The 22,384-nt window shown below is 40.2% G+C and carries 18 protein-coding genes, 2 tRNA genes and 2 rRNA genes (1 of these 22 running past the window's edge); 9 read left to right on the top strand and 13 right to left on the bottom strand.

Translation table 11 applies throughout. The features are described from left to right. The 4 genes from ACFFRD_RS09210 to ACFFRD_RS09225 all read right to left on the bottom strand — a co-directional run. A 23S ribosomal RNA gene (locus ACFFRD_RS09210) occupies positions 1-516 on the bottom strand (it extends 2,378 nt beyond the left edge of the window). A 254-nt stretch (positions 517-770) separates the two neighbouring features. Then, positions 771-843, bottom strand: a tRNA-Ala gene (locus ACFFRD_RS09215). A gap of 88 nt (positions 844-931) precedes the next feature. Next, a tRNA-Ile gene (locus tag ACFFRD_RS09220) sits at positions 932-1,005 on the bottom strand. A gap of 130 nt (positions 1,006-1,135) precedes the next feature. Beyond that, positions 1,136-2,624: ribosomal RNA gene (locus ACFFRD_RS09225) — 16S ribosomal RNA — on the bottom strand. Together the 16S and 23S rRNA genes with 2 tRNA genes alongside form the textbook arrangement of a ribosomal RNA operon. Positions 2,625-2,938: 314 nt before the next feature. Between ACFFRD_RS09225 and nadC the strand changes: the two genes are divergently transcribed. Beyond that, positions 2,939-3,805 carry a carboxylating nicotinate-nucleotide diphosphorylase gene (gene nadC / locus ACFFRD_RS09230; RefSeq protein WP_392481236.1) on the top strand — a complete coding sequence of 289 codons (867 nt, stop codon included), beginning with the start codon at positions 2,939-2,941 and terminating at the stop codon, positions 3,803-3,805. A 558-nt stretch (positions 3,806-4,363) separates the two neighbouring features. On the opposite strand, the gene hisS is transcribed toward nadC, so the two are convergent. From hisS to ACFFRD_RS09260, 6 genes are all read right to left on the bottom strand, one after another. Further along, positions 4,364-5,755 carry a histidine--tRNA ligase gene (gene hisS, locus ACFFRD_RS09235; RefSeq protein WP_392481237.1) on the bottom strand — a complete coding sequence of 464 codons (1,392 nt, stop codon included), beginning with the start codon at positions 5,753-5,755 and terminating at the stop codon, positions 4,364-4,366. Between the two features lie 125 nt (positions 5,756-5,880). Beyond that, positions 5,881-6,327 (bottom strand): DUF3598 family protein, encoded by a 447-nt coding sequence (locus ACFFRD_RS09240; protein ID WP_392481238.1) that lies wholly within the window; start codon positions 6,325-6,327, stop codon positions 5,881-5,883. Positions 6,328-6,726: 399 nt separating this feature from the next. Continuing rightward, positions 6,727-6,918, bottom strand: a complete 192-nt coding sequence (locus tag ACFFRD_RS09245; RefSeq protein WP_114080493.1) for a YqaE/Pmp3 family membrane protein — start codon at positions 6,916-6,918, stop codon at positions 6,727-6,729. Positions 6,919-7,047: 129 nt separating this feature from the next. Then, positions 7,048-7,446, bottom strand: coding sequence for a phage holin family protein (locus tag ACFFRD_RS09250; RefSeq protein WP_114080492.1), 399 nt, complete (start codon positions 7,444-7,446; stop codon positions 7,048-7,050). 219 nt (positions 7,447-7,665) lie between these two features. Beyond that, positions 7,666-8,007 carry a 2Fe-2S iron-sulfur cluster-binding protein gene (locus tag ACFFRD_RS09255; protein WP_179073308.1) on the bottom strand — a complete coding sequence of 114 codons (342 nt, stop codon included), beginning with the start codon at positions 8,005-8,007 and terminating at the stop codon, positions 7,666-7,668. A 13-nt stretch (positions 8,008-8,020) separates the two neighbouring features. Beyond that, a complete protein-coding gene (locus tag ACFFRD_RS09260; RefSeq protein ID WP_392481239.1) occupies positions 8,021-10,180 on the bottom strand; it encodes a Tex family protein in 2,160 nt (719 codons plus the stop codon). A gap of 562 nt (positions 10,181-10,742) precedes the next feature. Between ACFFRD_RS09260 and ACFFRD_RS09265 the strand changes: the two genes are divergently transcribed. Continuing rightward, positions 10,743-10,997 (top strand): hypothetical protein, encoded by a 255-nt coding sequence (locus ACFFRD_RS09265; RefSeq protein WP_114080489.1) that lies wholly within the window; start codon positions 10,743-10,745, stop codon positions 10,995-10,997. Between the two features lie 1,183 nt (positions 10,998-12,180). Here the strand turns inward: ACFFRD_RS09265 and ACFFRD_RS09270 are convergent. Then, a complete protein-coding gene (locus tag ACFFRD_RS09270; RefSeq protein ID WP_392481240.1) occupies positions 12,181-12,399 on the bottom strand; it encodes a hypothetical protein in 219 nt (72 codons plus the stop codon). Positions 12,400-12,562: 163 nt separating this feature from the next. On the opposite strand from ACFFRD_RS09270, the gene ACFFRD_RS09275 reads away from it, so the two are divergent. The 6 genes from ACFFRD_RS09275 (at position 12,563) to ACFFRD_RS09300 (ending at position 19,067) form a co-directional block, all read left to right on the top strand. After that, positions 12,563-12,988, top strand: a complete 426-nt coding sequence (locus tag ACFFRD_RS09275; protein WP_392481241.1) for a DMT family transporter — start codon at positions 12,563-12,565, stop codon at positions 12,986-12,988. Next, entirely contained in the window at positions 12,985-13,341 is a 357-nt protein-coding gene (locus tag ACFFRD_RS09280; RefSeq protein ID WP_190962460.1) for an EamA family transporter, read from the top strand. The genes ACFFRD_RS09275 and ACFFRD_RS09280 overlap by 4 nt, the downstream gene beginning before the upstream one ends. 94 nt (positions 13,342-13,435) lie before the next feature. Next, complete coding sequence (locus ACFFRD_RS09285; RefSeq protein WP_340092848.1) at positions 13,436-14,740, top strand: NAD(P)/FAD-dependent oxidoreductase; 1,305 nt, start codon at positions 13,436-13,438, stop codon at positions 14,738-14,740. A gap of 11 nt (positions 14,741-14,751) precedes the next feature. After that, on the top strand, positions 14,752-15,609 hold the full coding sequence (locus tag ACFFRD_RS09290; protein WP_392481243.1) for a glycosyltransferase family 2 protein: 858 nt from the start codon (positions 14,752-14,754) through the stop codon (positions 15,607-15,609). 389 nt (positions 15,610-15,998) lie between these two features. Then, positions 15,999-17,471 carry a TldD/PmbA family protein gene (locus ACFFRD_RS09295; RefSeq protein WP_163936289.1) on the top strand — a complete coding sequence of 491 codons (1,473 nt, stop codon included), beginning with the start codon at positions 15,999-16,001 and terminating at the stop codon, positions 17,469-17,471. Between the two features lie 255 nt (positions 17,472-17,726). Beyond that, positions 17,727-19,067, top strand: coding sequence for a TldD/PmbA family protein (locus ACFFRD_RS09300; RefSeq protein WP_392481244.1), 1,341 nt, complete (start codon positions 17,727-17,729; stop codon positions 19,065-19,067). A 70-nt stretch (positions 19,068-19,137) separates the two neighbouring features. On the opposite strand, the gene ACFFRD_RS09305 is transcribed toward ACFFRD_RS09300, so the two are convergent. Together ACFFRD_RS09305 and ACFFRD_RS09310 are read right to left on the bottom strand one after the other, a co-directional pair. Next, a complete protein-coding gene (locus ACFFRD_RS09305) occupies positions 19,138-19,578 on the bottom strand; it encodes a pentapeptide repeat-containing protein (RefSeq protein WP_114080482.1) in 441 nt (146 codons plus the stop codon). A 457-nt stretch (positions 19,579-20,035) separates the two neighbouring features. Next, complete coding sequence (locus tag ACFFRD_RS09310; RefSeq protein WP_392481245.1) at positions 20,036-20,812, bottom strand: ABC transporter permease; 777 nt, start codon at positions 20,810-20,812, stop codon at positions 20,036-20,038. Positions 20,813-21,141: 329 nt separating this feature from the next. Between ACFFRD_RS09310 and ACFFRD_RS09315 the strand changes: the two genes are divergently transcribed. Further along, the gene (locus tag ACFFRD_RS09315; protein ID WP_334808955.1) at positions 21,142-22,290 is read left to right on the top strand and encodes a DegT/DnrJ/EryC1/StrS family aminotransferase; all 1,149 of its coding nucleotides are present in this window, start codon (positions 21,142-21,144) and stop codon (positions 22,288-22,290) included. The last annotated feature ends 94 nt before the right edge of the window (positions 22,291-22,384 follow it).

Here is a 22,384-nt window from a genome sequence, read left to right on the forward strand (position 1 = left end):
CCCTTCCGGGGTTCTTTTCACCTTTCCCTCGCGGTACTGGTTCACTATCGGTCACACAGTAGTATTTAGCCTTACGAGGTGGTCCTCGCTGATTCACATGGGATTCCTCGTGCCCCATGCTACTCGGGATTCAGCTACTATCCTTGAGTTTTCAACTACAGGACTTTCACCTTCTTTGGTGCAGTATTTAGCTGCTTCGTTTAACCGCCAGATTCGATATCGCTGTCCCACTACCCCAATCGGTAAACCAATTGGTTTAGGCTCTTCCCCTTTCGCTCACCACTACTTAGGGAATCTCTGTTTTGATTTCTCTTCCTCCAGCTACTAAGATGTTTCAATTCGCTGGGTTGGCTCTCTCCTGCCTATATATTCAGCAGGTAGTATATAGGGTTGCCCCATTCGGAAATCTCCGGCTCAATGTTTGCTTCCAACTCCCCGGAGCATATCGTCGGTAACCACGTCCTTCATCGCCTCTGTGTGCCTAGGTATCCACCGTTAGCCCTTATTAGCTTGACCACTCAATTCATTTGGTGTTTCACAATTTGCATTCACAAAAACAAATAGTTAGTTCTGCTTACCTCGTCACTTCGCACTGATTTTACTCAGCACTCACAACTCAGCAATCAGCACTAAGAATGTCTGTGTCTGCCTGCTATTTTCACGTTTCTATGCAGTTTTCAAGGTTCTGGCTGAGATTCAACTCAGCAGTCTGACACGAGTGTCATGTTGCTGAACTCTCACTCTTTTTTTTCAATGGCAATCGCCACAGGTGGAGGTTAGCGGACTCGAACCGCTGACATCCTGCTTGCAAAGCAGGCGCTCTACCAACTGAGCTAAACCCCCAGATACAATTAAAAATTGATAATTAAAAATTAAAAATTGAATCTTCTTCATTTTTAATTTTGCATTTTACATTTTTAATTGATTCAGGTGGGCCATCCTGGACTCGAACCAGGGACCTCACCCTTATCAGGGGTGCGCTCTAACCACCTGAGCTAATAGCCCATTTCGAACCAAATCATAGTTTGAAAGCTTTTTACATTCTGCTCATGTCTGCGACCGACCTAGGTTAGACCAACTTACTATCTATTTAACTGTGTGTTTTTCGATATGTAAGGGGTGTAGGTCTCCCTAAAAAGGAGGTGATCCAGCCACACCTTCCGGTACGGCTACCTTGTTACGACTTCACCCCAGTCACCAGTCCTGCCTTAGGCATCCTCCTCCACGAATGGTTGGAGTAATGACTTCGGGCACTACCAGCTTCCATGGTGTGACGGGCGGTGTGTACAAGGCCCGGGAACGAATTCACTGCAGTATGCTGACCTGCAATTACTAGCGATTCCTCCTTCACGCAGGCGAGTTGCAGCCTGCGATCTGAACTGAGCTCCGGTTTACGGGATTTGCTTGCATTCGCATGCTTGCTGCCCTCTGTCCGGAGCATTGTAGTACGTGTGTAGCCCAAGGCGTAAGGGGCATGCTGACTTGACGTCATCCCCACCTTCCTCCGGTTTGTCACCGGCAGTCTCTCTAGAGTGCCCAACTTAATGCTGGCAACTAAAAACGAGGGTTGCGCTCGTTGCGGGACTTAACCCAACATCTCACGACACGAGCTGACGACAGCCATGCACCACCTGTGTTCGCGCTCCCGAAGGCACTCTTCCCTTTCAAGAAGATTCGCGACATGTCAAGCCTTGGTAAGGTTCTTCGCGTTGCATCGAATTAAACCACATACTCCACCGCTTGTGCGGGCCCCCGTCAATTCCTTTGAGTTTCACCGTTGCCGGCGTACTCCCCAGGCGGGATACTTAACGCGTTAGCTACGGCACGGCTCGGGTCGATACAAGCCACGCCTAGTATCCATCGTTTACGGCTAGGACTACTGGGGTATCTAATCCCATTCGCTCCCCTAGCTTTCGTCCCTCAGTGTCAGTTACGGCCTAGCAGAGCGCCTTCGCCACCGGTGTTCTTCCTGATCTCTACGCATTTCACCGCTACACCAGGAATTCCCTCTGCCCCGAACGTACTCTAGCTATGTAGTTTCCACTGCTTTTATCTAGTTGAGCTAGACTCTTTAACAGCAGACTTACATTGCCACCTGCGGACGCTTTACGCCCAATCATTCCGGATAACGCTTGCATCCTCCGTATTACCGCGGCTGCTGGCACGGAGTTAGCCGATGCTTATTCCTCAGGTACCGTCATTGTGTTCTTCCCTGAGAAAAGAGGTTTACGACCCAAGAGCCTTCCTCCCTCACGCGGTATTGCTCCGTCAGGCTTTCGCCCATTGCGGAAAATTCCCCACTGCTGCCTCCCGTAGGAGTCTGGGCCGTGTCTCAGTCCCAGTGTGGCTGATCGTCCTCTCAGACCAGCTACTGATCGTCGCCTTGGGAGTCCATTACACTTCCAACTAGCTAATCAGACGCGAGCTCATCTCTAGGCAGTTAACCTTTCACCTCTCGGCACATCCGGTATTAGCCACCGTTTCCAGTGGTTGTCCCAGACCTAGAGCCAGATTCTCACGCGTTACTCACCCGTCCGCCACTAAATCCGAAGATTTCGTTCGACTTGCATGTGTTAAGCATACCGCCAGCGTTCATCCTGAGCCAGGATCAAACTCTCCGTTTTAATTGGAAAGCTCTATAGCTCATTAGCTGCTCTTTTTTAACTTCAGCTTAGTTATCTTTTTATTTTCTTGACGCAACACACTTGCTGTATAATTGCTTTCAAACTATAATATTTTCAAGGTTCGGTATCCCTTTTCGCGAGTCGCTTCAAGCTCTCCGCTTCAGGCACTTATTCAATATAGCGAACACACTCCCTTGTGTCAACTATTTTCTCCAAAATCTTTTTGGACTGCTTTTCTATCGCCATCAAAGCCTTAGAGTGTAAGAGTTTTAAGCTATAGTATTCCTGTAAGTTACTAAGGAAGCAATATATTTGTGAGCAGTTCTGGTGTTTTACCGCCTTGGCTGGTTTTAGATCCTCTTTTGCGTGGCTGGTTGTTGGAGGATATTGGCCGGGGCGATCGCACAACAAATACGCTACTAGTAGAAGATGTGACGCTAGGCTCGGCTAAATGGATAGCTAAAGCTTCAGGCATAATTACTGGCTTATCGGTTGCAGCTAGGGTGTTTCAGATTTTGAATGAAAAAGTCAGCTTTGCGGCGCTTGCGGCTGAAGGTACATGGTGTGAGCCGGGACAGGTGGTAGCTGAAATTCATGGTTCGCTGGATGCGCTACTGATGGGGGAACGAGTTGCTCTCAATTTGGCTATGCGATTGAGTGGGATTGCTACGCTCACTAATATATATGTAGAGAAAATTGCTGATTTACCGACTCAGTTGGTGGATACGCGTAAAACTACACCAGGATTGAGACTGTTGGAAAAGTATGCAACTGCTGTGGGTGGAGCGATTAATCACCGTATGGGATTGGATGATGCAGTGATGATTAAGGATAATCACATTGCGGCGGCAGGTGGAATTGAAAAAGCAGTTACCCGTATTCGTTCTCAAATACCTTATCCCTTGACAATAGAGGTAGAGACTGAAAGTTTAGAGCAGGTGAAAGAAGCTTTGAAGCACAACGTCGACATTATTATGTTAGACAATATGCCTGTGGATATGATGTATGAGGCGGTGCAGTTGATTCGCGAGCGGGATAGCCAGGTGAAAATAGAGGCTTCAGGGAATGTGACTTTAGAGACGATTCGCAGTGTGGCAGAGACTGGTGTTGACTATATTTCTAGCAGTGCGCCGATTACTCAGTCGAAGTGGTTGGATTTGAGTATGAGGATTGAACTTTAGATAAGTAAGGTCAATTATTTCACTACAAAGTTTGTATAGTCTTGGTTTATTGAAGGATAAAATTTCATTAAAAACAATTTATCTATACTACTATTTGATATTCTAAATATGGGATATAAACATCAAGCTATATTCTGAATTAATTTCTTAAACTTAATATAATCAAATTTACTCATAATTCTTATGAGGCAATAAAGAGCCGCTAATTTCTCTGGACTTCTAAAGTTTGCGAATCAGTGTTTTGAACCCGGAGACTGTTCGAGTTTTGTATAGGATATTGTTGTGTTGAACCCTATAAAAAGGGGTCTTTGTTGATCAAGTTGTGACGGTCTACACTTATTCTAAGATACAAGGTTAGGTTTTGTTCCTGATACTGTTGGCAAAATATAACTTTATACTTTAAAGCAGCAAAAAACCTGATTTTTTCGTAGTTTGGTTTGGCTAAGGGAAAACCAATATTTTTAGAGACGACAGGTTTATCGTTGAATTACAATGTTAAGAAATAATTCACCAATAGCATCACGAGTGAAATCCAACTTACCCTTAGACTTTTGTAGCTTATGAAGCAAGCCTTTTTTTAACTTCCTCAGCCAAATCTACCAGTAACACTTCTACTTGCTCACCTGTTTTCAAATCTTTCAGGGAAGACTTTTGTGTTGCTGCTTCCTCAGAGCCAATAATTACACAAAATTGAATTCCTTGTTTATCGGCTAGCTGAAATTGTTTACCCAAGGGACGCTTATCAAAGTTAGTGATAACATTAATTCCACACTGACGCAGATGTTGCGAAACTTTTAAATAAGTTGGCATTAAATCTTCTTGCATATTCACTACCATAACCTGGGCTGGTGTAGCAGCTAAGGTACTAAGAATACCAGCTTTTAACAATCGACTAATTAAGCGAGTTAAACCAATAGAAATGCCTACACCAGGCATTTTTTCACCTAAGAATATCCCAACTAATTCTTCATATCTCCCGCCAGAACAGATGCTACCTAAAGCTTCATGTCCTAATAAGGTTGTTTCGTAAACTGTACCAGTATAGTAATTAAGACCACGAGCAATGGATAAATCAATACAGAAACGATTTTCGGCCACTCCGAGATTACGCACGCCTGTAATTACCGTTTCTAATTCGCTAATACCCAGGCTTAATTGCTCGGTTTCTGGCAGATTTTGGGTGAGATGCTTAAGTTTATTTAATACTTCATCAACAGAACCATGAATTTTAATAAAATCAATAATTTTTTGAGTCTGTTCTCCTGAAATTTCCTCTTTTTCTAATTCTTGTTTTACTTTGTTTTCACCAATTTTTTCTAAATTATCAACAATACCAATACACGATTTAATTTTATCTTCAGTAATTCCTACTGACTTAAAAAAACCTGTAAGAACTTTACGATTATTGATGCGGATCAAAAAATCACCAATATTTATTGCTTCAAATATCTCAGTGATAATTGCAGGCATTTGAGCATCGTAGAGTAAACTGAGTTCACGACGAGCAACTACATCAATATCACACTGTCGGAACTGGCGAAAACGCCCATCTTTTGCACGTTCTCCTCGAAAAACCACATCCATTTGGTAGCGGGCAAAGGGAAAGATTAACTCATTCAGGTGACGGGCAATATAAGCTGCTAAAGGAACTGTTTGATCAAACTTTAATGCTCTTGCTTCCGAACCAGTTTCGCCCGATTTATCTCTCTCAGCTTGTCGATTTGGTGGCAGAATGGGGTCAATGCCATAAATGATATTATCGCCTTGATTTCCTTTAGCTTGCAGCACTTCTAAACGTTCTATAGCAGGTGTTTCTATGGGTGTAAATCCATAGCTTTCAAAAACTCTACGGATGATATCTAGCAAATATAATTCTAGACGCTTTTCATTAGGCAGGAATTCTGGGAAACCACTAGGAGTAGAAAAGTTTATTTTGTCACCTTTTGCCATGCGTGTACCTTACTAAGTTGAAATTTGAGAGAAAAGCCTAACCATTTGAAGCTGTGGCTACACAAGCAAAGTCCGCCTGCGCGGACTAGAGAATAATGATTGATGATCTCGAAAAACAGAAATTACTATCTTAGCCGTTCTTCTTGAATTAAGGTGCGTTGAAAGATTTTATTATTCTTAAACCAATGCCAAGTACGGGCACGATTATTGCTGTCGGGACTAATATAGATCATTTCGTATAAACTCATTTCTGGGTTAGTTTTATAACTAAACCACAAAATCACAACAGAATCATCAATTTCCCAGGCTTTTCCTTGGATGCGCTCGGTGTCAAACCAGAGTTTATTATCTTTATAGCTTCCTGGAAATTTATGCTTTTCTTCTTTCCCATCAGACCACTTATAGCGATTGATTTGATAGTAGGGATGAGGGCCATTTTCTGGAAATTGACAGCTTAAGTGAGACTCATAACTGTCGAGGATTTTTCCTGTTGTATCAATTAATGTATAAGTTCCTACCCAATCTCCCTCATGACGGGCAAGTATGGGCATTCCTTCTCGAAGATTAGACATTGCAATTCACCTCTCAAAAACTTTGGGTAAGGGATACAACACAAGCGAACTACCTTACTACTTACCGCCGGGGTAAGTAAGTGACGGACTCAAACCGCAAGTTCCCTTTGGTTGTAGCAGGACGCAAATCATTAGCCATTTATCGTACTAGTGTTTAAGTCACACTAGGTTCCACGCCGCAAAGTTTATTATATAACGCTGTATGTAGTACTAACAATTCGATTTAGTACTCTGCTGTTCTAGCTTGTATGGACTAATTTTTGAATTCTACACACAACCAATTGTCCACTAATTATGCAAGTGAAATTTGGAATTGGTACAAAATGAAATGGTGCGTTACGGTTTTAAGCGTAACGCACCATACTTAATATTTGATATTTGCCAATTTTCTCTTGCGTATTAGTAAATACCACTTTCTCGATTTAGTTGTTCATCATGCTTGGCAATGACCCAAATTGCATGAATACTGCCGGGTAGCCAGCCTAGAACTGTGAGCAAAATGTTGATAAACAATGTAGGGCCAATTCCAACTGTCAGGAAAACGCCTAAAGGAGGCACTAACAAACCTAGAAGATAACGAACTAATTTCATGATTTTGCTGTATTTTTGTGATTTTCTTTAGTTACATTCTTTGAAGATGCCGATTTAGTAAATCCACCTTCAGATATTTTTTATGGAGTAGAAAAGTGATGAAATTACTATTTCTACCCCTTTTAATATTTATCTAGAAGGTAATTCATTTTGGCTTTTTACATCACCACTGCTGGTTAAAAGGTTTCTTTCAACAAAGTAGTTATTAATGAAAGTGTTAGCAAAGGTTAGAATCACTGGCCCAAGAAGGAAACCAATAATCCCATTTACTGAGAAACCAGGAACTAGTACTGCTGCTAACCAAAAACATAAACCGTTGACGACGAGCGAGAATGCTCCAAATGATAGAAAGTTAAGTGGTAGGGAGAGAGCAGACAGAACTGGTTTAACTGAACCGTTAATTAGCCCAACTACTAAAGCAGCAATCATAGCTGCGGGGAAATTAGCAATATTAACGCCTGGAACAACTAAATCAACAATCAACAGGCTCAAAGCTGTAGCTAGGGCGGTTAATAATGGTGTCAACATTTTTTTGACCTAATCTTTTTTGTTTGTAACTTCTTATCTCATCTTTAACTATGTGACAGACTTTCACCTCTCTTGCAAGATAGAATTTCCTTCTACCATTAGGTCTATTATTGAGAAAACTATAGTGGTTATCATATTGATGCGCCCCTACTGTGATGCCATGTTTTCAAGGGTGCGTTAATTTTTTTGTTTAATACACCCTACGAATTTAAGATTAATTTAATCAGATTTTCCAGACTCAGGCTTGTAGTAAAGAGCTGACTTATATAAGACTTGTTCTTGATGGGTTTCTAAAGTGCAATTAGACAAGGGGTAAGTTACACAAGTAACAACATAACCAGCCTGTATTTCACTTGGGCGCAGAAATTTTTGCTCGCTTTGATTAACTTCACCGCTAATGAGTTTGGCAATACAAGCAGAACATTCGCCTTGTTTACACCCAGATGGTAGACGGATACCAGCTTCTTCTGCTATATCCAGAATATATTGATCGTCTGGTATTTGAATGGTGCGATCTAACCCAAGTGTAGGATTGATGAATCGAACTTGATAAACTCCCATCTGCTGTTTCTAATTATTGTTTAACTGCTTTCATCGACAAACTAATCCGCTTCAGTTTTTCGTTGATTTCTAACACCTGCACTTTAACTACTTGTCCGACTTTGACAACTTTGTTGGGATCGTCTACAAATCTATCAGTAAGTTGGGATATATGCACTAAGCCATCTTGATGTACGCCGATATCAACGAAAGCGCCGAAATTGGCGACATTTGTCACGATTCCCTCTAATTCCATTCCCACCTTTAAATCCCTGATTTCCTTAATTCCTTCTTTGAAGGTGGCATACTTAAACTCGGCACGGGGATCTCTACCTGGTTTTTCTAGTTCGCTGAGGATGTCGCGCAGTGTAGGTTCGCCGACGCTATCGGTAACATATTTCTTCAGGTTGGTCTTTTTGAGTTTTTCGGCAATTTGTGTCACCTGATTTAATGGCACATTTAGATCGGATGCGATCGCTTCTACTACAGAATAACTTTCTGGATGCACTGCTGTATTATCCAATGGGTTGTCACCGCCGTGAATCCGTAGAAAACCCGCTGCTTGTTCAAAAGCCTTTGGCCCTAGCTTCGGAACTTTCAAAAGTTGGCGGCGATTTTTAAAGGCTCCATTCTGGTTGCGATAGGTGACAATGTTATTGGCAACTGTTGCTGTAATCCCAGAGACGGAAGTCAGAAGTTCTTTGGAGGCGGTGTTCAAGTCTACGCCGACATAGTTAACGCAGCTTTCTACAGTGTCATCCAATTTCTTTTTCAACAACTTCTGATCGACATCGTGCTGATATTGTCCCACACCAATGGATTTGGGATCGATTTTCACTAGTTCGGCTAAAGGGTCTTGCAAACGGCGGCCGATGCTAATAGCACCGCGCACGGTAATATCTAAATCGGGAAACTCTTCTAACGCTACAGTACTCGCAGAATATATAGATGCGCCGGACTCATTCACCATTACCTTAACAGGTTTGCGTTCTATTGTTTGCAATACTTGCGTCACAAATTCTTCTGTCTCGCGGGAAGCTGTACCGTTACCAATGGCGATTAACTCAATTTTGTACTTTTCAATCAGATTTTTGACAGTTTGTGCTGCTTTCGCACGTTGTTCAGCCGCTTGGTGGGGAAAAACCGCTTGATATTCCAAAAATTTTCCTGTTTGGTCGAGGACAGCAACTTTACACCCAGTTCTAAATCCAGGGTCTATGGCCAAGGTTGGTTTCATTCCGGCTGGTGCAGACAGTAGCAACTCTCGCAAATTAGTTTCAAATGTCTTGATTGACTCTATATCTGCGTAGATTTTTTTCTCAGAAATCACCTCTCCCATTAGAGAGACTTTCATCAAACGGTTGAACGCATCCTTCAACATCGCCTGATAAAAATCACGAATTGGCCGAACTTTGGTTTTAATTTCTTTCGACTCCAGATAGTAAAGTACCGTATCTTCATCGAAAGCGATTTCAAAGCTTAATATTTTTTCGGTTTCACCCCGACACAATGCCAGCATATTATGGGGTGCAATATTTTTTACCCTAATTTGATAGTTACGGTACATCTCAAATTTGGTTGTACCTTCGGGATAATCATCTTTGATGCGGGAGACAAATACTCCTTCTTCTAAAAGATAATCGCGGATATATGACCGTAATTCAGCTTTTTCAGCGACTTCTTCCGCTAAAATATCAGCAGCACCTTTAAGCGCCTCTTCTGCTGTTTTGACTCCCGTGGTTTCAGAAATATACCTAGCTGCTTCTTCCTCCAGTGAAGCCGTTGCAGCATTTTTGACATTTAGCGACTTGATAAATTCCGCCAGTGGTTCGAGTCCTTTTTCTCTAGCGATAGTGGCGCGGGTGCGGCGCTTTGGCCGATAGGGTAAGTATAAATCCTCAAGTTCGGTTTTTTGTAAGCAGGATGAGATTTTGGCTTTGAGTTCATCTGTGAGTTTACCTTGCTGTGCGATCGCACTTAAAATCACCGATTTTCTTTCTTCCAGTTCTGTTAAATAAGTATATCGATCAGCCAGTTCACGTAGTTGCACTTCATTCATTTCATCGGTGCGCTCTTTACGATAACGTGCAATAAAGGGAATTGTTGCACCCTCCGCCAAAAGTTCCAGCGCGTTTTGCACCTGATGAGGTTTGAGGTTTATTTCAGTCGCCAGTAGTTGAGGAATGTTCAGCATTAGGTGTGTAAAATGCAAAAAAATAAAAATGCTACTTCTAAAGGTAATATGCTAGATCCTTATCCTGGCGCAAGGCCAAAATTTTAAGCTAATTTACCAAATGATTGCTCACAAGAGTAGAAGCCGAAGAGACAAAACCTACCTACGCAAGTAAGTTTTAAACCCTATTAATCCGCGTAAATGTAAGGAGAGTTTGTATAGCATAGCGCAGCTATCTTGAGTCGGGAGAGGGTTAGAACAAGCATCGCCAAGACACTTGTATAAGCATACACTTAAACATTGCTACGCATAGTGTCTTAATATCCCTACTTTGAAAGCTTGTGACACGCAGTATCTACAACAAATGAAGGAGTTATTCGCCAAGCTTTTGAGTGCTTCATCTATCGCAATAATTATTCAAATTGGTATAAGATATAATGTTGCATAATCTTGATTTTCTCTAATATTTATTTCGTTCGACTGTTGTGCCTAAAAGCTTATTGGATGTAAAATTGACCACAATTACCAAAACAATTTGTTTTATAAGCACAATAAATAACTTTTCATTCAGAGGTTTGCTAAGATGCCTTTGTTTTTCTTGATACCACTGTGTACTGCTTTAGCCACGGGCTACATGTTTAAAAAGAGTACTGATGAAATTGCATATCTTGCAGGTGTATTCGCAGCTATTAGCTTGATTTTAAGTCTAGTCTTGGCACCCTGGCAGATTCAGTTTGGATTGTTAATTGCTGTCTTAATCATTACGAACAGACTTTTGCAGAAAAATGAGTTCAAACAAACTGAAGCTACAGGAAAACAACCTAGAGAAATTAAATAATCTCAACCACGACAAAATATTTTTTTCAACTTTAAACTGCTAAAAATCATAAGTCATCTAACCTAGTAATGTCTTTAAAAACAAAACTTGGTAACTTTTTGATGAAAAACCCCTCGATATGTGTATAATTTTGACAACTTCTTGAAACTGTACTGTATTTATTATTTCCTAATAATGGTAAATTCCATTTTCTACTTCAGGTAATAAACTCTATAGTTAGGTTAAGTATTGTTGAACTTTTCCATTGGAAAGGCAATGCAAACTTTTAAAAATATATTCATAATCAATCATAGTATCAAATAAAATTTGATCGTAAAATTCAGAAATTGAGTTTTCCATCTTAACTAGGTATCATAAGTGACCTACGGTTGTTTTGAGGTGTATAAAATTTAATATCTTCGTGGATAATATAAAAAACAATTCAGACTATCGGTTTTCATCTATGATGTGTGCTGTATTTAACTAATACTTTAATGTACTATAATATACACGCTATTGTCTGCACTGTTGTTCAAGGTTAATTCTGTTTTCTCAAACTCTTTGCTTTACACTTCTAGAGTCTGACATGAAATCGCTACTTCTGTAAGTTTATTAGCCAGAAAGTGCTTTATAAATGTACAAATAAAAATTCATAATATATATGGGAAAATTTCGATTTTATGAAGTTTTTGTTTAAGTATATTTTCGGTAAATGAATTTTTGATGAAGTGTGCCGATAAATTTGCAACACCCTTTTCTCGTGGTATTCTAGTAAGTGATTATATGTAACAATAAATTTTGAGTAAAGCTCTAGTTAAAATTACATATAATTAAGAACAATTTAAACAAGCCTAAGACTAAATGTAAAACATCTCAAATCTGCTTAAATTAACATAAGCTGTGAGTTAATCGCCAAACGCTAGTTTACATTAGCCGTTAGTCTCGTGAAAAACTCCCTTTGGACATTAAGTAAAATCCCCACAGACCTGTAAAGCGCATTACTTTAGACTGATTTATCTCTCTACTTTCCGCAGCCAAGCAGCCTTCTATTACTCATTGTGTTCCTATGTCCAAAAAGACTAAGTATACATACTTAAGCTGAGTACAAGTTTTTATTAGTCGGCTTAGTTACCAGCCGAGGTTACAGATATGTATGTAAGCTTGGAGACTGACAAAGCCCTAACTTGTCGCATATCTGCATCAACTATGACATAGATGTTGCGATCGCACTACAAAGTACTCTGGAAGCATAGCTGGCTGATACGGAAGCCTTCTGTAATTCACAGTTGGGTAAAGCCAAACTGAAAATACAACTATAAGCACTTGACTCCGACAATACCGGATGCTGCAATAATATAGCAACCGTTTTACAAGCTGTATAGTATTTAGTTGCTAACTCTTGGGCATAGCTTTTGGTGGTCATTTTGATATCAGTCCCTTCAAAATAGCCTTCTTAATGTTGTTGTCTATTTTAGGAAGTGGAAGTCGAATTGCACAGAAAATATCACCGAAATCAGAAACTTCCAAAACAATAGGCTGTTTCCTGGCCGGTTTATACCTACTATCTCGATTGAGGGAAATGTACGATGAAATCTATATTGGAAATTTCAAACGTTAAAATAATTCCCTATATTATCTTGTTTGTCAGTATTTTATTTAGTATTTCTGGGCAATTGCTCATGAAATATACCATGAGTCATACAGATGAGGGACTATTGGATTGGGTATTTCTTCAAAAATTAGCATTAGCTGTTAGTGTTTATTGCTTAGGAATAGTCAATTGGATACTGGCTTTGCGATCGGTAAAATTGAGTATTGCTTATCCACTGACTAGTTTAAATTATGTCGGTATACTTTTCGGCTCCTACTACTTTTTTAATGAGGTGATTACACTAACTCGAATTGCAGGAGTAATCACTATTTTTCTTAGGTATTCTTTTAGTAGTTATTCCTCTGAAAAAGCCTATATAAATTTCTCTATAGTAAATTCTACTAAACCTATTAGAACATGAACATTATTACCTGGCTACTTTTAATAGTTGTAGTTTTATTCGGAACCACAGCTAACATATCACTAAAATATGGACTTCATATTTCTAGCCCTACTAAGGGATCTAGCACATCTATTTTAAATCTTTTATTGTCTCGTTATTTTTGGATTTGGTTTATCTGCTATACATTTATGACTGTATTGTGGCTTTATGTATTGCGGACAATTCCTCTAAGTCAAGCATTTCCAGTTTTAGGACTAATGTATGCACTGATCCCTATTGCTTCTCACTATCTTTTGAAAGAGCGAGTTGTATTTAGCCAGTGGTTAGGAATATCTATTATCATAACTGGTGTAGTTCTTGTTGTAAACTGATAGCTAAAGAGGCGAATACTGAGGTTATTAATGTTATTAACAGCCTTTGAAGATAAATCTCAAAAACATAGCTACAAAAATATAAATTAAATTTATGAATATAGGTATTATTGGCGGAGGCATAACTGGTCTAGTATTAGCCCAACGTCTTGCACATCAAGGACATATAGTAACTGTCTTCGATAGTAACAAACAGCTTGGTGGACTGACCACCTATCATGATTATGGGTTGTTTACTTGGGATCGCTTTTATCACGTTATCCTACCTTCTGATACTCATCTAATAAATTTTCTTAGAGATATTGGTCTGGGAGATAAACTGCGTTGGCATCGAAGTTTAACAGGATTTTATGACAATAAAAAATTCTATTCTATTAGTAACACTATAGAATTTCTTCGTTTTCCTCTATTTGGACTTATAGGTAAAATCAGATTAGCCTTTACTCTCCTCTATGGTTCACGTCTAAATAACTGGCGGCGATTAGAGAAGATTTTAGTAGAAGATTGGCTATTAAAACTCGGTGGTAAGAGTACATACGAAAAGCTCTGGAAACCTTTACTTCTATCCAAATTAGGAGAGAACTATAAGAGAATATCAGCAGTTTTTATTTGGGCTTATATCAAACGACTATTTTCAGCGCGTGATTCTTCATTAAATAAAGAACAACTTGGTTATGTCTCAGGCGGTTACAAAACTGTTTTTGACCATATAGAAAAGTTAATTTATGCGGCTGGAGGTCATATTCACACAGGTGTTGCAGTAGAATATATCGCTCCTCATCCAGGCGGTGGAATGTGGGTAGAATTTCAGGGTAAAAAGGAGCATTTTGATAAGGTAATTTTTACTGGCCCAGTTAATATTTTGCAACAAGTTGCTGCTGATGAACTGATAAAAGTTTCCGACACTGGTGAAACAGTAGAATACCTGGGTGTAATCTGCATGGTATTGATTACTCGCAAAGCTTTAGTTCCTTATTACGTCGTAAATATCGCCGATAGAACTATTCCTTTTACCGGAGTCATCGGTATGAGCAACTTAGTTTCTTTGCAAGAAACAGCAGGATATCACATGACATTTCTACCAAAATATATCCTTTCCACTGACCCGTTGCTAAAACAGCCCGATGATGAATTGCGCCAAGTATTTTTTCAGGGTATACGTTTGATGTTCCCAGAACTCAAATCAGATGACATTGTAGCAGCACATATAAATCGAGCTATTAAAGTGCAGCCACTACAAGTTTTAGATTATTCCAGCCTTGTTCCAAAAGTGAGTACCGAAAACGAAGATTTTTTCGTCGTCAATACCTCACAGTTGGTCAATGATAGCGTCAACAACAACGCAGTTGTGCGACAGGTTGATGAATTTCTCAAGAAATCAACATTGCTGAATTCTTGAAATTTGATTAATTGGATTTTATTTTAAAAATTACAGGAGTCTTTATGAGTCTTTTTGTTCTTTTACCCGCATACAACGAGCAAGAATCAATTCTCCCATTGTTCAAAAGATTTCAGACATTGCAGCAAATCTCTAATATGGAGATAAAACTGATTCTTGTTGATGATGGTAGTAGTGATGCAACTGCTCATACTGCTTTAGAAGAATCTCAATCACTGGGGGTATTACTTAATTTAGTCCAACATCCCAAAAATGCTGGTTTAGGTGAAGCAATTAAAACAGGTTTTAGGACTTTTTTAGAAATTTCTCAAGAAGGTGATTTTTTAGCCGCAATGGATTGCGACAACACTCAACCGCCAGAACTCTTAATAAAGATGTATGACACTATGATAGCTGGTAGCTATGATATTGCGATCGCATCTAGATACCGAAAAGGCTCTAAAGTCATAGGTTTATCAAAATTTAGAGAGATAATGAGTTACGGGGCTAGCTGGCTGTTTAGAATTGCAGCCCGTGTACCAGGCGTAAGAGATTATACTTGTGGTTATAGGCTATATAACCGTAATTTTGTTAGTAAATTAGATATGTATTATGGCGACAATCTATTTACTGAAAGTGGATTTGCTTGCATGATAGATTTACTATTGAAAGCCAAAGTACTCAGACCAAAAATTGCAGAAATCCCAATGGTTTTGAGATATGACCAAAAGCCAACCGCGAGCAAGATGAAAATTTTGAAAACTATTACTCGCACACTGAAGCTCTTGTTTAAGAATCTATTATCTACAGGACAAAGTTCCAATTTAAGTCAGACTTTCAATGAGCAACAAACAGCAAGAATTCCACTGAAAATGGGAAATCGTAAATAAAGCTAAGAGTGATAGTCTGGATTAAATTAAGCCTTTGTAGGAAATAAGATTACATATTTAGTAGGAGTTATTCGTCAGGAAATTTCTTTCTTCTTACTAGAGTTAGAGCATCTCTAGCTCCTGACTCCCCTCATTGAGAAGAGTACTAAGTAAATACATAATATTAGGTGTATCTCATTTTCTGCCATTACCCTCAATGGTGGGAATTTTCAAAATCTCAGCCCGCCTTTGCGGGCTTTTTATTGACAACCCTTTTGAAGGAGAGTTAGGGAAATCCACACTACTTTTCAAAGAATTGGTCAAGATGGTAGTTGAGTAAATTTGCTAGAGTGAACACACCAGGATTTTTCAGTCAAATCTCTGAATTACGCCAGCAGACGAGGCTACCCATGCTTACAAGTACGCTACTTCTCTCGAATCAACTTCCCACCTTACAATATTCCTCTACACCAGAGCGTTTCGATGAAACCTGGGAAGCCCCCCTGGCTACCCTCCTGGGATTAGGACGCGCCGCAGGCGCTGATTTCATCGAATTATTTTTAGAACGTCGCAACTATATTAGTTGTCTTGCAGAAGAGGATTCCATCACTAGTATTTCACCAAGTCTGTCTACAGGTGCAGGAGTCAGAGTATTTCGTGGCAAAGCCGATTGCTACGTCAGCACTAATGACCTTTCCTTTTCCGGTCTGAAAGCAGCTTTAGAAAAAGGTCTGTCTATCCTGGGATTGCAATTACCTGCTCCTAAAGCTTTCATCCCCGAAATTAACCTGGAACTACTGAGAGATTACGCCACGAAAAGAGGTAAAGATGCATGGCTACCAGTGTGTAGCTCCATCCGCGAAATGGGAGAAGTCCTCCTTGATGGGACTGCTCACCTGAAGCAAAAAGCTAGCCACGTCCAATCGCGCCGTGCTACCTATTTTCGTGATTGGCAAGAAGTCTTAATCGCTGCTAGTGACGGAACTTTTGCCCGTGATATTCGCCTCACTCAGTCAGTAGGATTTAACCTATTGTGTGCTGATGGTGCTAATCGTACCTCAATTGGCGATCGCGCAGGTAATACTAGCGATGCCAATTTCTTGAGAACTTGGGATTCTCAACAAGCCGCCGAAAAAATAGCAGAATCTGCCGGCAAAATGCTCTACGCCGATTACGTAGAGTCGGGCACTTACCCGATTATTATGGCCAATCACTTTGGCGGCGTAATCTTCCATGAAGCCTGCGGACACCTGCTGGAAACCACTCAAATTGAACGCAATACCACTCCCTTTGCTGACAAAAAAGGCGAAAAAATTGCCCACGAAAGTTTGACAGCCTGGGATGAAGGGCGCTCTGAAAATGCCTTCGGGACAATTGACATGGATGACGAAGGTATGCCTGCTCAAAGAACCTTATTAATTGAAAAAGGCGTTCTCAAAAACTTTTTAGCAGATAGAACAGGTTCTGCACGCACCGGACACCCCAGAACTGGAAGTGGTCGCCGCCAAAATTATACCTTTGCTGCTGCTAGCCGGATGCGTAATACTTATATTGATTCTGGCGAATATAGCACTGATGATTTATTTGCCTCTGTTGATAAAGGTATTTACTGTAAGAAAATGGGTGGTGGTAGTGTTGGTGCTACAGGTCAATTTAACTTTAGTGTTGATGAAGCTTATTTGATTGAAAATGGCAAAATCACTAAACCGCTAAAGGGAGCAATTTTAATTGGTGAAGCTAAGGAAATTATGAATAAAATTTCTATGTGTTCCCAAGATTTGGAAATTGCACCAGGTTTTTGTGGCTCTGTCAGTGGCAGCATTTACACCACAGTCGGACAACCCCACATCAAGGTTGATTCTATTACCGTCGGTGGACGATAAGAATTTTAGATTTTGGACTTCGACTCTGCTCAGTCGAACGATTTTGGATTTTGGATTGTAATATTCAAAATCCAAAATGCTCAAGCTCCCGGATAATTCCGTAGGTTCAATCTAAAATCTAAAAGAACAAATTGTTGGACTGTGACTTCAGTCAGAATTATTCGAGAGAAATATAAGCAATAACATCCAAAATCTAATCTTAAAAATAGAATCGCTGCCAATCCAAAATCTAAAATCTAAAATCCAAAATTGACTATGCCAAATATCAATGAAATTGCAAACTCTGCCAAGGACAATGCCGAGAAGCTTGGCATTAAAAAATTTGACATTTATGGCTCAACAGTAGATGATACCAGCGTGCAAGTAGACCAAGGTGAGCCAAAACAAGTTAAAGCTTCAAATCGCTCTGGTGTTACTGTTCGTGTCTGGAATGAAGAGAATACAATGGGTGTCACCAGTACCACAGATGTAGATTCCAAAGGACTGGAATTAGCCTTGAAAACTGCTTATGAAGCCAGTTTTTTTGGTGTTAAAGAAAATGTTCCTGATTTTAGTCCCGAAGCTACTGTTCCTATTCCAAATAAAGCTCAAGATAAGACACCCCAAGCACCTGTTGCTGCACTTATAGAAAGATTGTTGGTAGCTGAAAAAGAATTACTCGCAGCTCATCCAGCAATTAAAGGTGTGCCTTATAACGGTTTATCACAAAGAGATATCGACAGATTTTATCTAAATAGCGACGGCGCAGTCAGAACTGAATCTCATTCTTTAGCATCAGTTTATCTTTATAGCAAAACTGAAGAAGAAGGAAAAAAACCTCGTAGTGCAGGTGCTTTTAGAATCAACCAAAGTTTAGATAATCTAGACATCAATGGTTGCATCAAAGAAACTGCCGATAAAACTATCAGCCACTTGAACTATGAAAAAATCAAGACTGGTAAATATCGAGTTGTTTTTTCAGCAGAAGCTTTCTTAAGTCTTTTGGGCGCATTTTCTAACTTGTTCAACGCTCAAAGCATTTTGGACAATCAAAGCCTATCTACTCCTGATGATTTAGGTAAGCAAATTGCTTCTCCTCTGCTTTCAGTTTTTGACGATGCACTGCACCCAGCTAATGTAGGAGCAGAAACTTTTGATGGTGAAGGAACTCCAACTCGCCAGATTTCGCTAATTGAAAATGGCGTTTTAACAAGCTTTCTCCACAGTGCAGGCACCGCTAAAAGGTTGAATTCTCAGCCAACAGGTAATGCCAGTATTGGTGCAAAAGTCAGCGTTAGTCCCAATTTTTATCACGTTTTTACAACAGCGACTTCTGAAGAAGAGCTAAGTTTAGACACTGCTGAAAATGTGATTTTGATTGATGATTTACAAGCTCTCCATGCAGGAGTTAAATCCTTGCAAGGTTCCTTTTCTCTGCCGTTTGATGGTTGGCTAGTTAATAAGGGTGTTAAGACAAGTATTGAGTCAGCAACTGTTGCTGGTGATTTCTTGGAACTCTTAAAGTCAATTATTTATGTAGAAAAAGAAGCTGAGTTAACGCCTGGGGGAGTTTGCCCGAAAATCTGGGTTAATGAACTGTCAATTACCGGTGAATAAAATTTAGTAAGTGCAGAGTTAGGAGTTAAATTTAACTCTTAACTCCTCACTTTGAAATCATGGCTGATCATTAGTATTCACCACCAACGCTAATGGCAGTATTGAATACATCTGCACCGCTTAAATCAATATTAGCCAAAACAGCGCCATCTACGTCAGTATTATATAAACGGGAATTACTCAAATTAACGTTGGTGAGATTGGCATTATTTAAGATAGTATCGCTGACGAATGCTTCTGTGAGATTAGCAGACTTCAAATTAGCACCAGTTAAATCAGCGCCTTCTAAATTAGCACCTTCGAGATTAGCTCCTTTTAAATTTGCATTTCTCAGGTCAACACCTATCAAATGAGCGCCTTTGAGGTTTGCTCCTGCTAAATTACATCCCAAACATTCTCTAGTTTCCAGCAAGCGCCGGACAGGGGCGGAGTTTTCTGCTTTGACGGGAATAGGCGCAGCTAAAGATAGCGTGCTGAGTAAGGCTGCTGCCGTCAAAAAAATTCGTTTCATATTTACCTCCGACACTTCTAGAAGTTATTAAATTTTTAACTTCTACGATACCAGTGTGCCAAGATTACAGAATTCTGTACTCATGCGATCGGAGGAATATATAATTTCTATGAGATTAGATATTCTTGTGTAAATTAGTCCGATGGGATTAAAATTACAAGTTTTTTAGTAGATATTACAAGTCCTTGGACACCGCAAGCAACGCCGAAAAATCATTTTTAAACCGCAGAGGCGCAGAGAGCGCAGAGAGAAAAAAGAGATTTTACCAGTCACCTTGAAAGGGCTAGTGGTTCATCGCATTAATTCTGAAGGGTTATAAAAGTTCGTAGTAAGGACTTTAGTCCTTGATTTGAGCGATAAATCGCTCACTACAAACCTATCAAAACTTTTGCGACAGACCACTAGTCCCATTATTGATTTGGGTATCAGCTTCCTAGGCTCGTAGTTGAAAACTTGTTTAACTAACTAACTGCGCGGCGGAATTGAAAAACTGACGGCACAATCCCCTAGTAAGCAAAATTGTTGTCAACAAGTTAGCGAGAGCAACCATAAAGATAATTAAAATTTCGTAAGATACAGCATCCAGAGGTTTCACACCAGCTAGTAACTGTCCTGTGGTGATTCCTGGTATTGCTACCATCCCGATGAGAATCATTTGATTGAGAGTGGGGATCAATCCGGCTCTGATGGCATCTTTGCGATACTGGCTAACTGCTTGCTGGGGCGTTGCACCTAAGCTCAAGTGGGTTTCTATTTCGAGATGGCTGGAATTAATGGTGCTGACAAGACGTTCGCCTGCGATCGCAGCTGCATTGGTAGCATTGCCTAAGACTATTCCTACTAAGGGAATTATATACTGTGGTTCATACCATCTGTCTGGTTGAATAATCAAGAAGTTGGTGTAAAACACTGTCAGGACGGTACTAATTAAAATTGCACCCCACACCAAAGGCAACAAATGAGGAATTTTTTGGCTGATGCGATTTCGTGCGACAATCGCCGTAATTGTCAGCATTATTGCTAATAGCGCCAAAACTGCCCAAGCATTGTCTAAAGCCAAGATGAAATCTAAAATGTATCCCAATACAAGAAGTTGTAAGATGGTTCTCCCAGTAGCAAGGGCTAGGTTCAACTCTAATCCTAATTTTTCCCAGGCAGATAAACCAATGGCGATCGCCATCAATCCCACAGCAATAGCTAAATCCACGAAATCCAGCTTGATCATATCCTGCATGGGTTTTCTATCTCCTAGTATTTTCTTCTCAAAGCAGCTTACACACCTGGAACTTTGATCCGATGTGTTGGATCTTGGTTGATATATATCACCTTCATCAATTCAAAATTAAAAAATGGTACAACCTTAACATGGCAAACTCCTAGTATGTCTACTATCTGTAAATTAAATGTGCGGTAGTCTACCGCGCCACAATTTAAGTAAAAACCCTAATAGATGCGTATCTTAGGCGATAGTCTTTTACTTGCTCCTTTTTGATTAACAATTCAATCAGCAAAAATTGACTCTCGAAGTGCATCCTTATGTATCTCCCGATAAAATGAGAACTCATGATCCAAAGTGTAAATCCCATCCCTGCCTTTGATATCAAGCAGCAATACACCACCATCGAAGCAGAAGTAAGTGCAGCCGTCTTAGAAGTTCTGGCTTCTGGCCGCTATATTGGCGGCCCCCTAGTTGAAAGCTTTGAGCAACAATTTGCTGCTTATAATACTGTTACTCAATGTGTGGCTTGTAATTCTGGTACTGATGCGCTCTACTTAGCGTTACGAGTCTTGGAAATTGGTGCAGGCGATGAAGTGATTACAACGCCTTTCACCTTTATTGCTACATCTGAAGTAATTAGCGCCGTGGGTGCAAAACCTGTTTTCGTTGACATTGACGCTACTACCTTTAATTTGGATGTGGAGCAAGTAGCAGCAGCGATTACACCTAAAACTAAAGCGATTATCCCGGTTCACCTGTTTGGACAACCTGTGGATATGACATCATTGATGGCGATCGCTCAATCTCACAATTTGTCAATAATTGAAGATTGCGCTCAGTCTACAGGAGCAATGTGGGCTGATGAAAAAGTAGGAAGTATTGGACATATTGGTTGCTTTAGTTTCTACCCTACCAAAAATCTTGGTGGATGTGGCGATGGCGGAGCAATAACAACTAATGATCCTGCGATCGCTACTAAACTGCGAATACTCCGGGAGCATGGTAGTAAAGTTAGATATTTACACGAAGAAATCGGTGTAAATAGCCGCTTGGATGCTCTCCAAGCAGCCATATTGCAGATTAAGCTTCGTTATTTAGATACTTGGAACGATCGCCGCCGAGATATCGCCAACTATTACTATCAATTCCTTAGCCAAATTCCGGGAATCGTCCCGCCTCAAGAATTACCTGGGGGTATTGGGGTATGGAATCAATACACTGTTCGCATCTCAGGTGAAGGGCGGAATGGTTCTAGCGCCAAATATCGAGATTGGGTGCGTAATCAATTGCAAGAGCAGGGCGTAAGTTCAATGATTTATTACCCCTACCCTTTACATTTGCAGCCAGTGTATCAAAATCTGGGCTATCAAATTGGGGACTTACCAATAGCAGAGCAAGCTTGCCATGAAGTCATAGCTTTGCCCATGTTCCCAGAATTGACACAGCACCAGCAAGACCAAGTGATTTATGCGTTGAAGGATTGTTTGGGGTGAGGGGAGCGGGGAGAGAGGGAAAGGGGGCAGGGAGAAAGGGAGAAGAGTTTTCCCCTCTGTCCCCTGCACCTCTGCCTCTTTTCAATGCCCAATG

This window comes from Nostoc sp. C110, from assembly GCF_043099725.1.
Lineage (GTDB): Bacteria > Cyanobacteriota > Cyanobacteriia > Cyanobacteriales > Nostocaceae > Nostoc > Nostoc muscorum_A.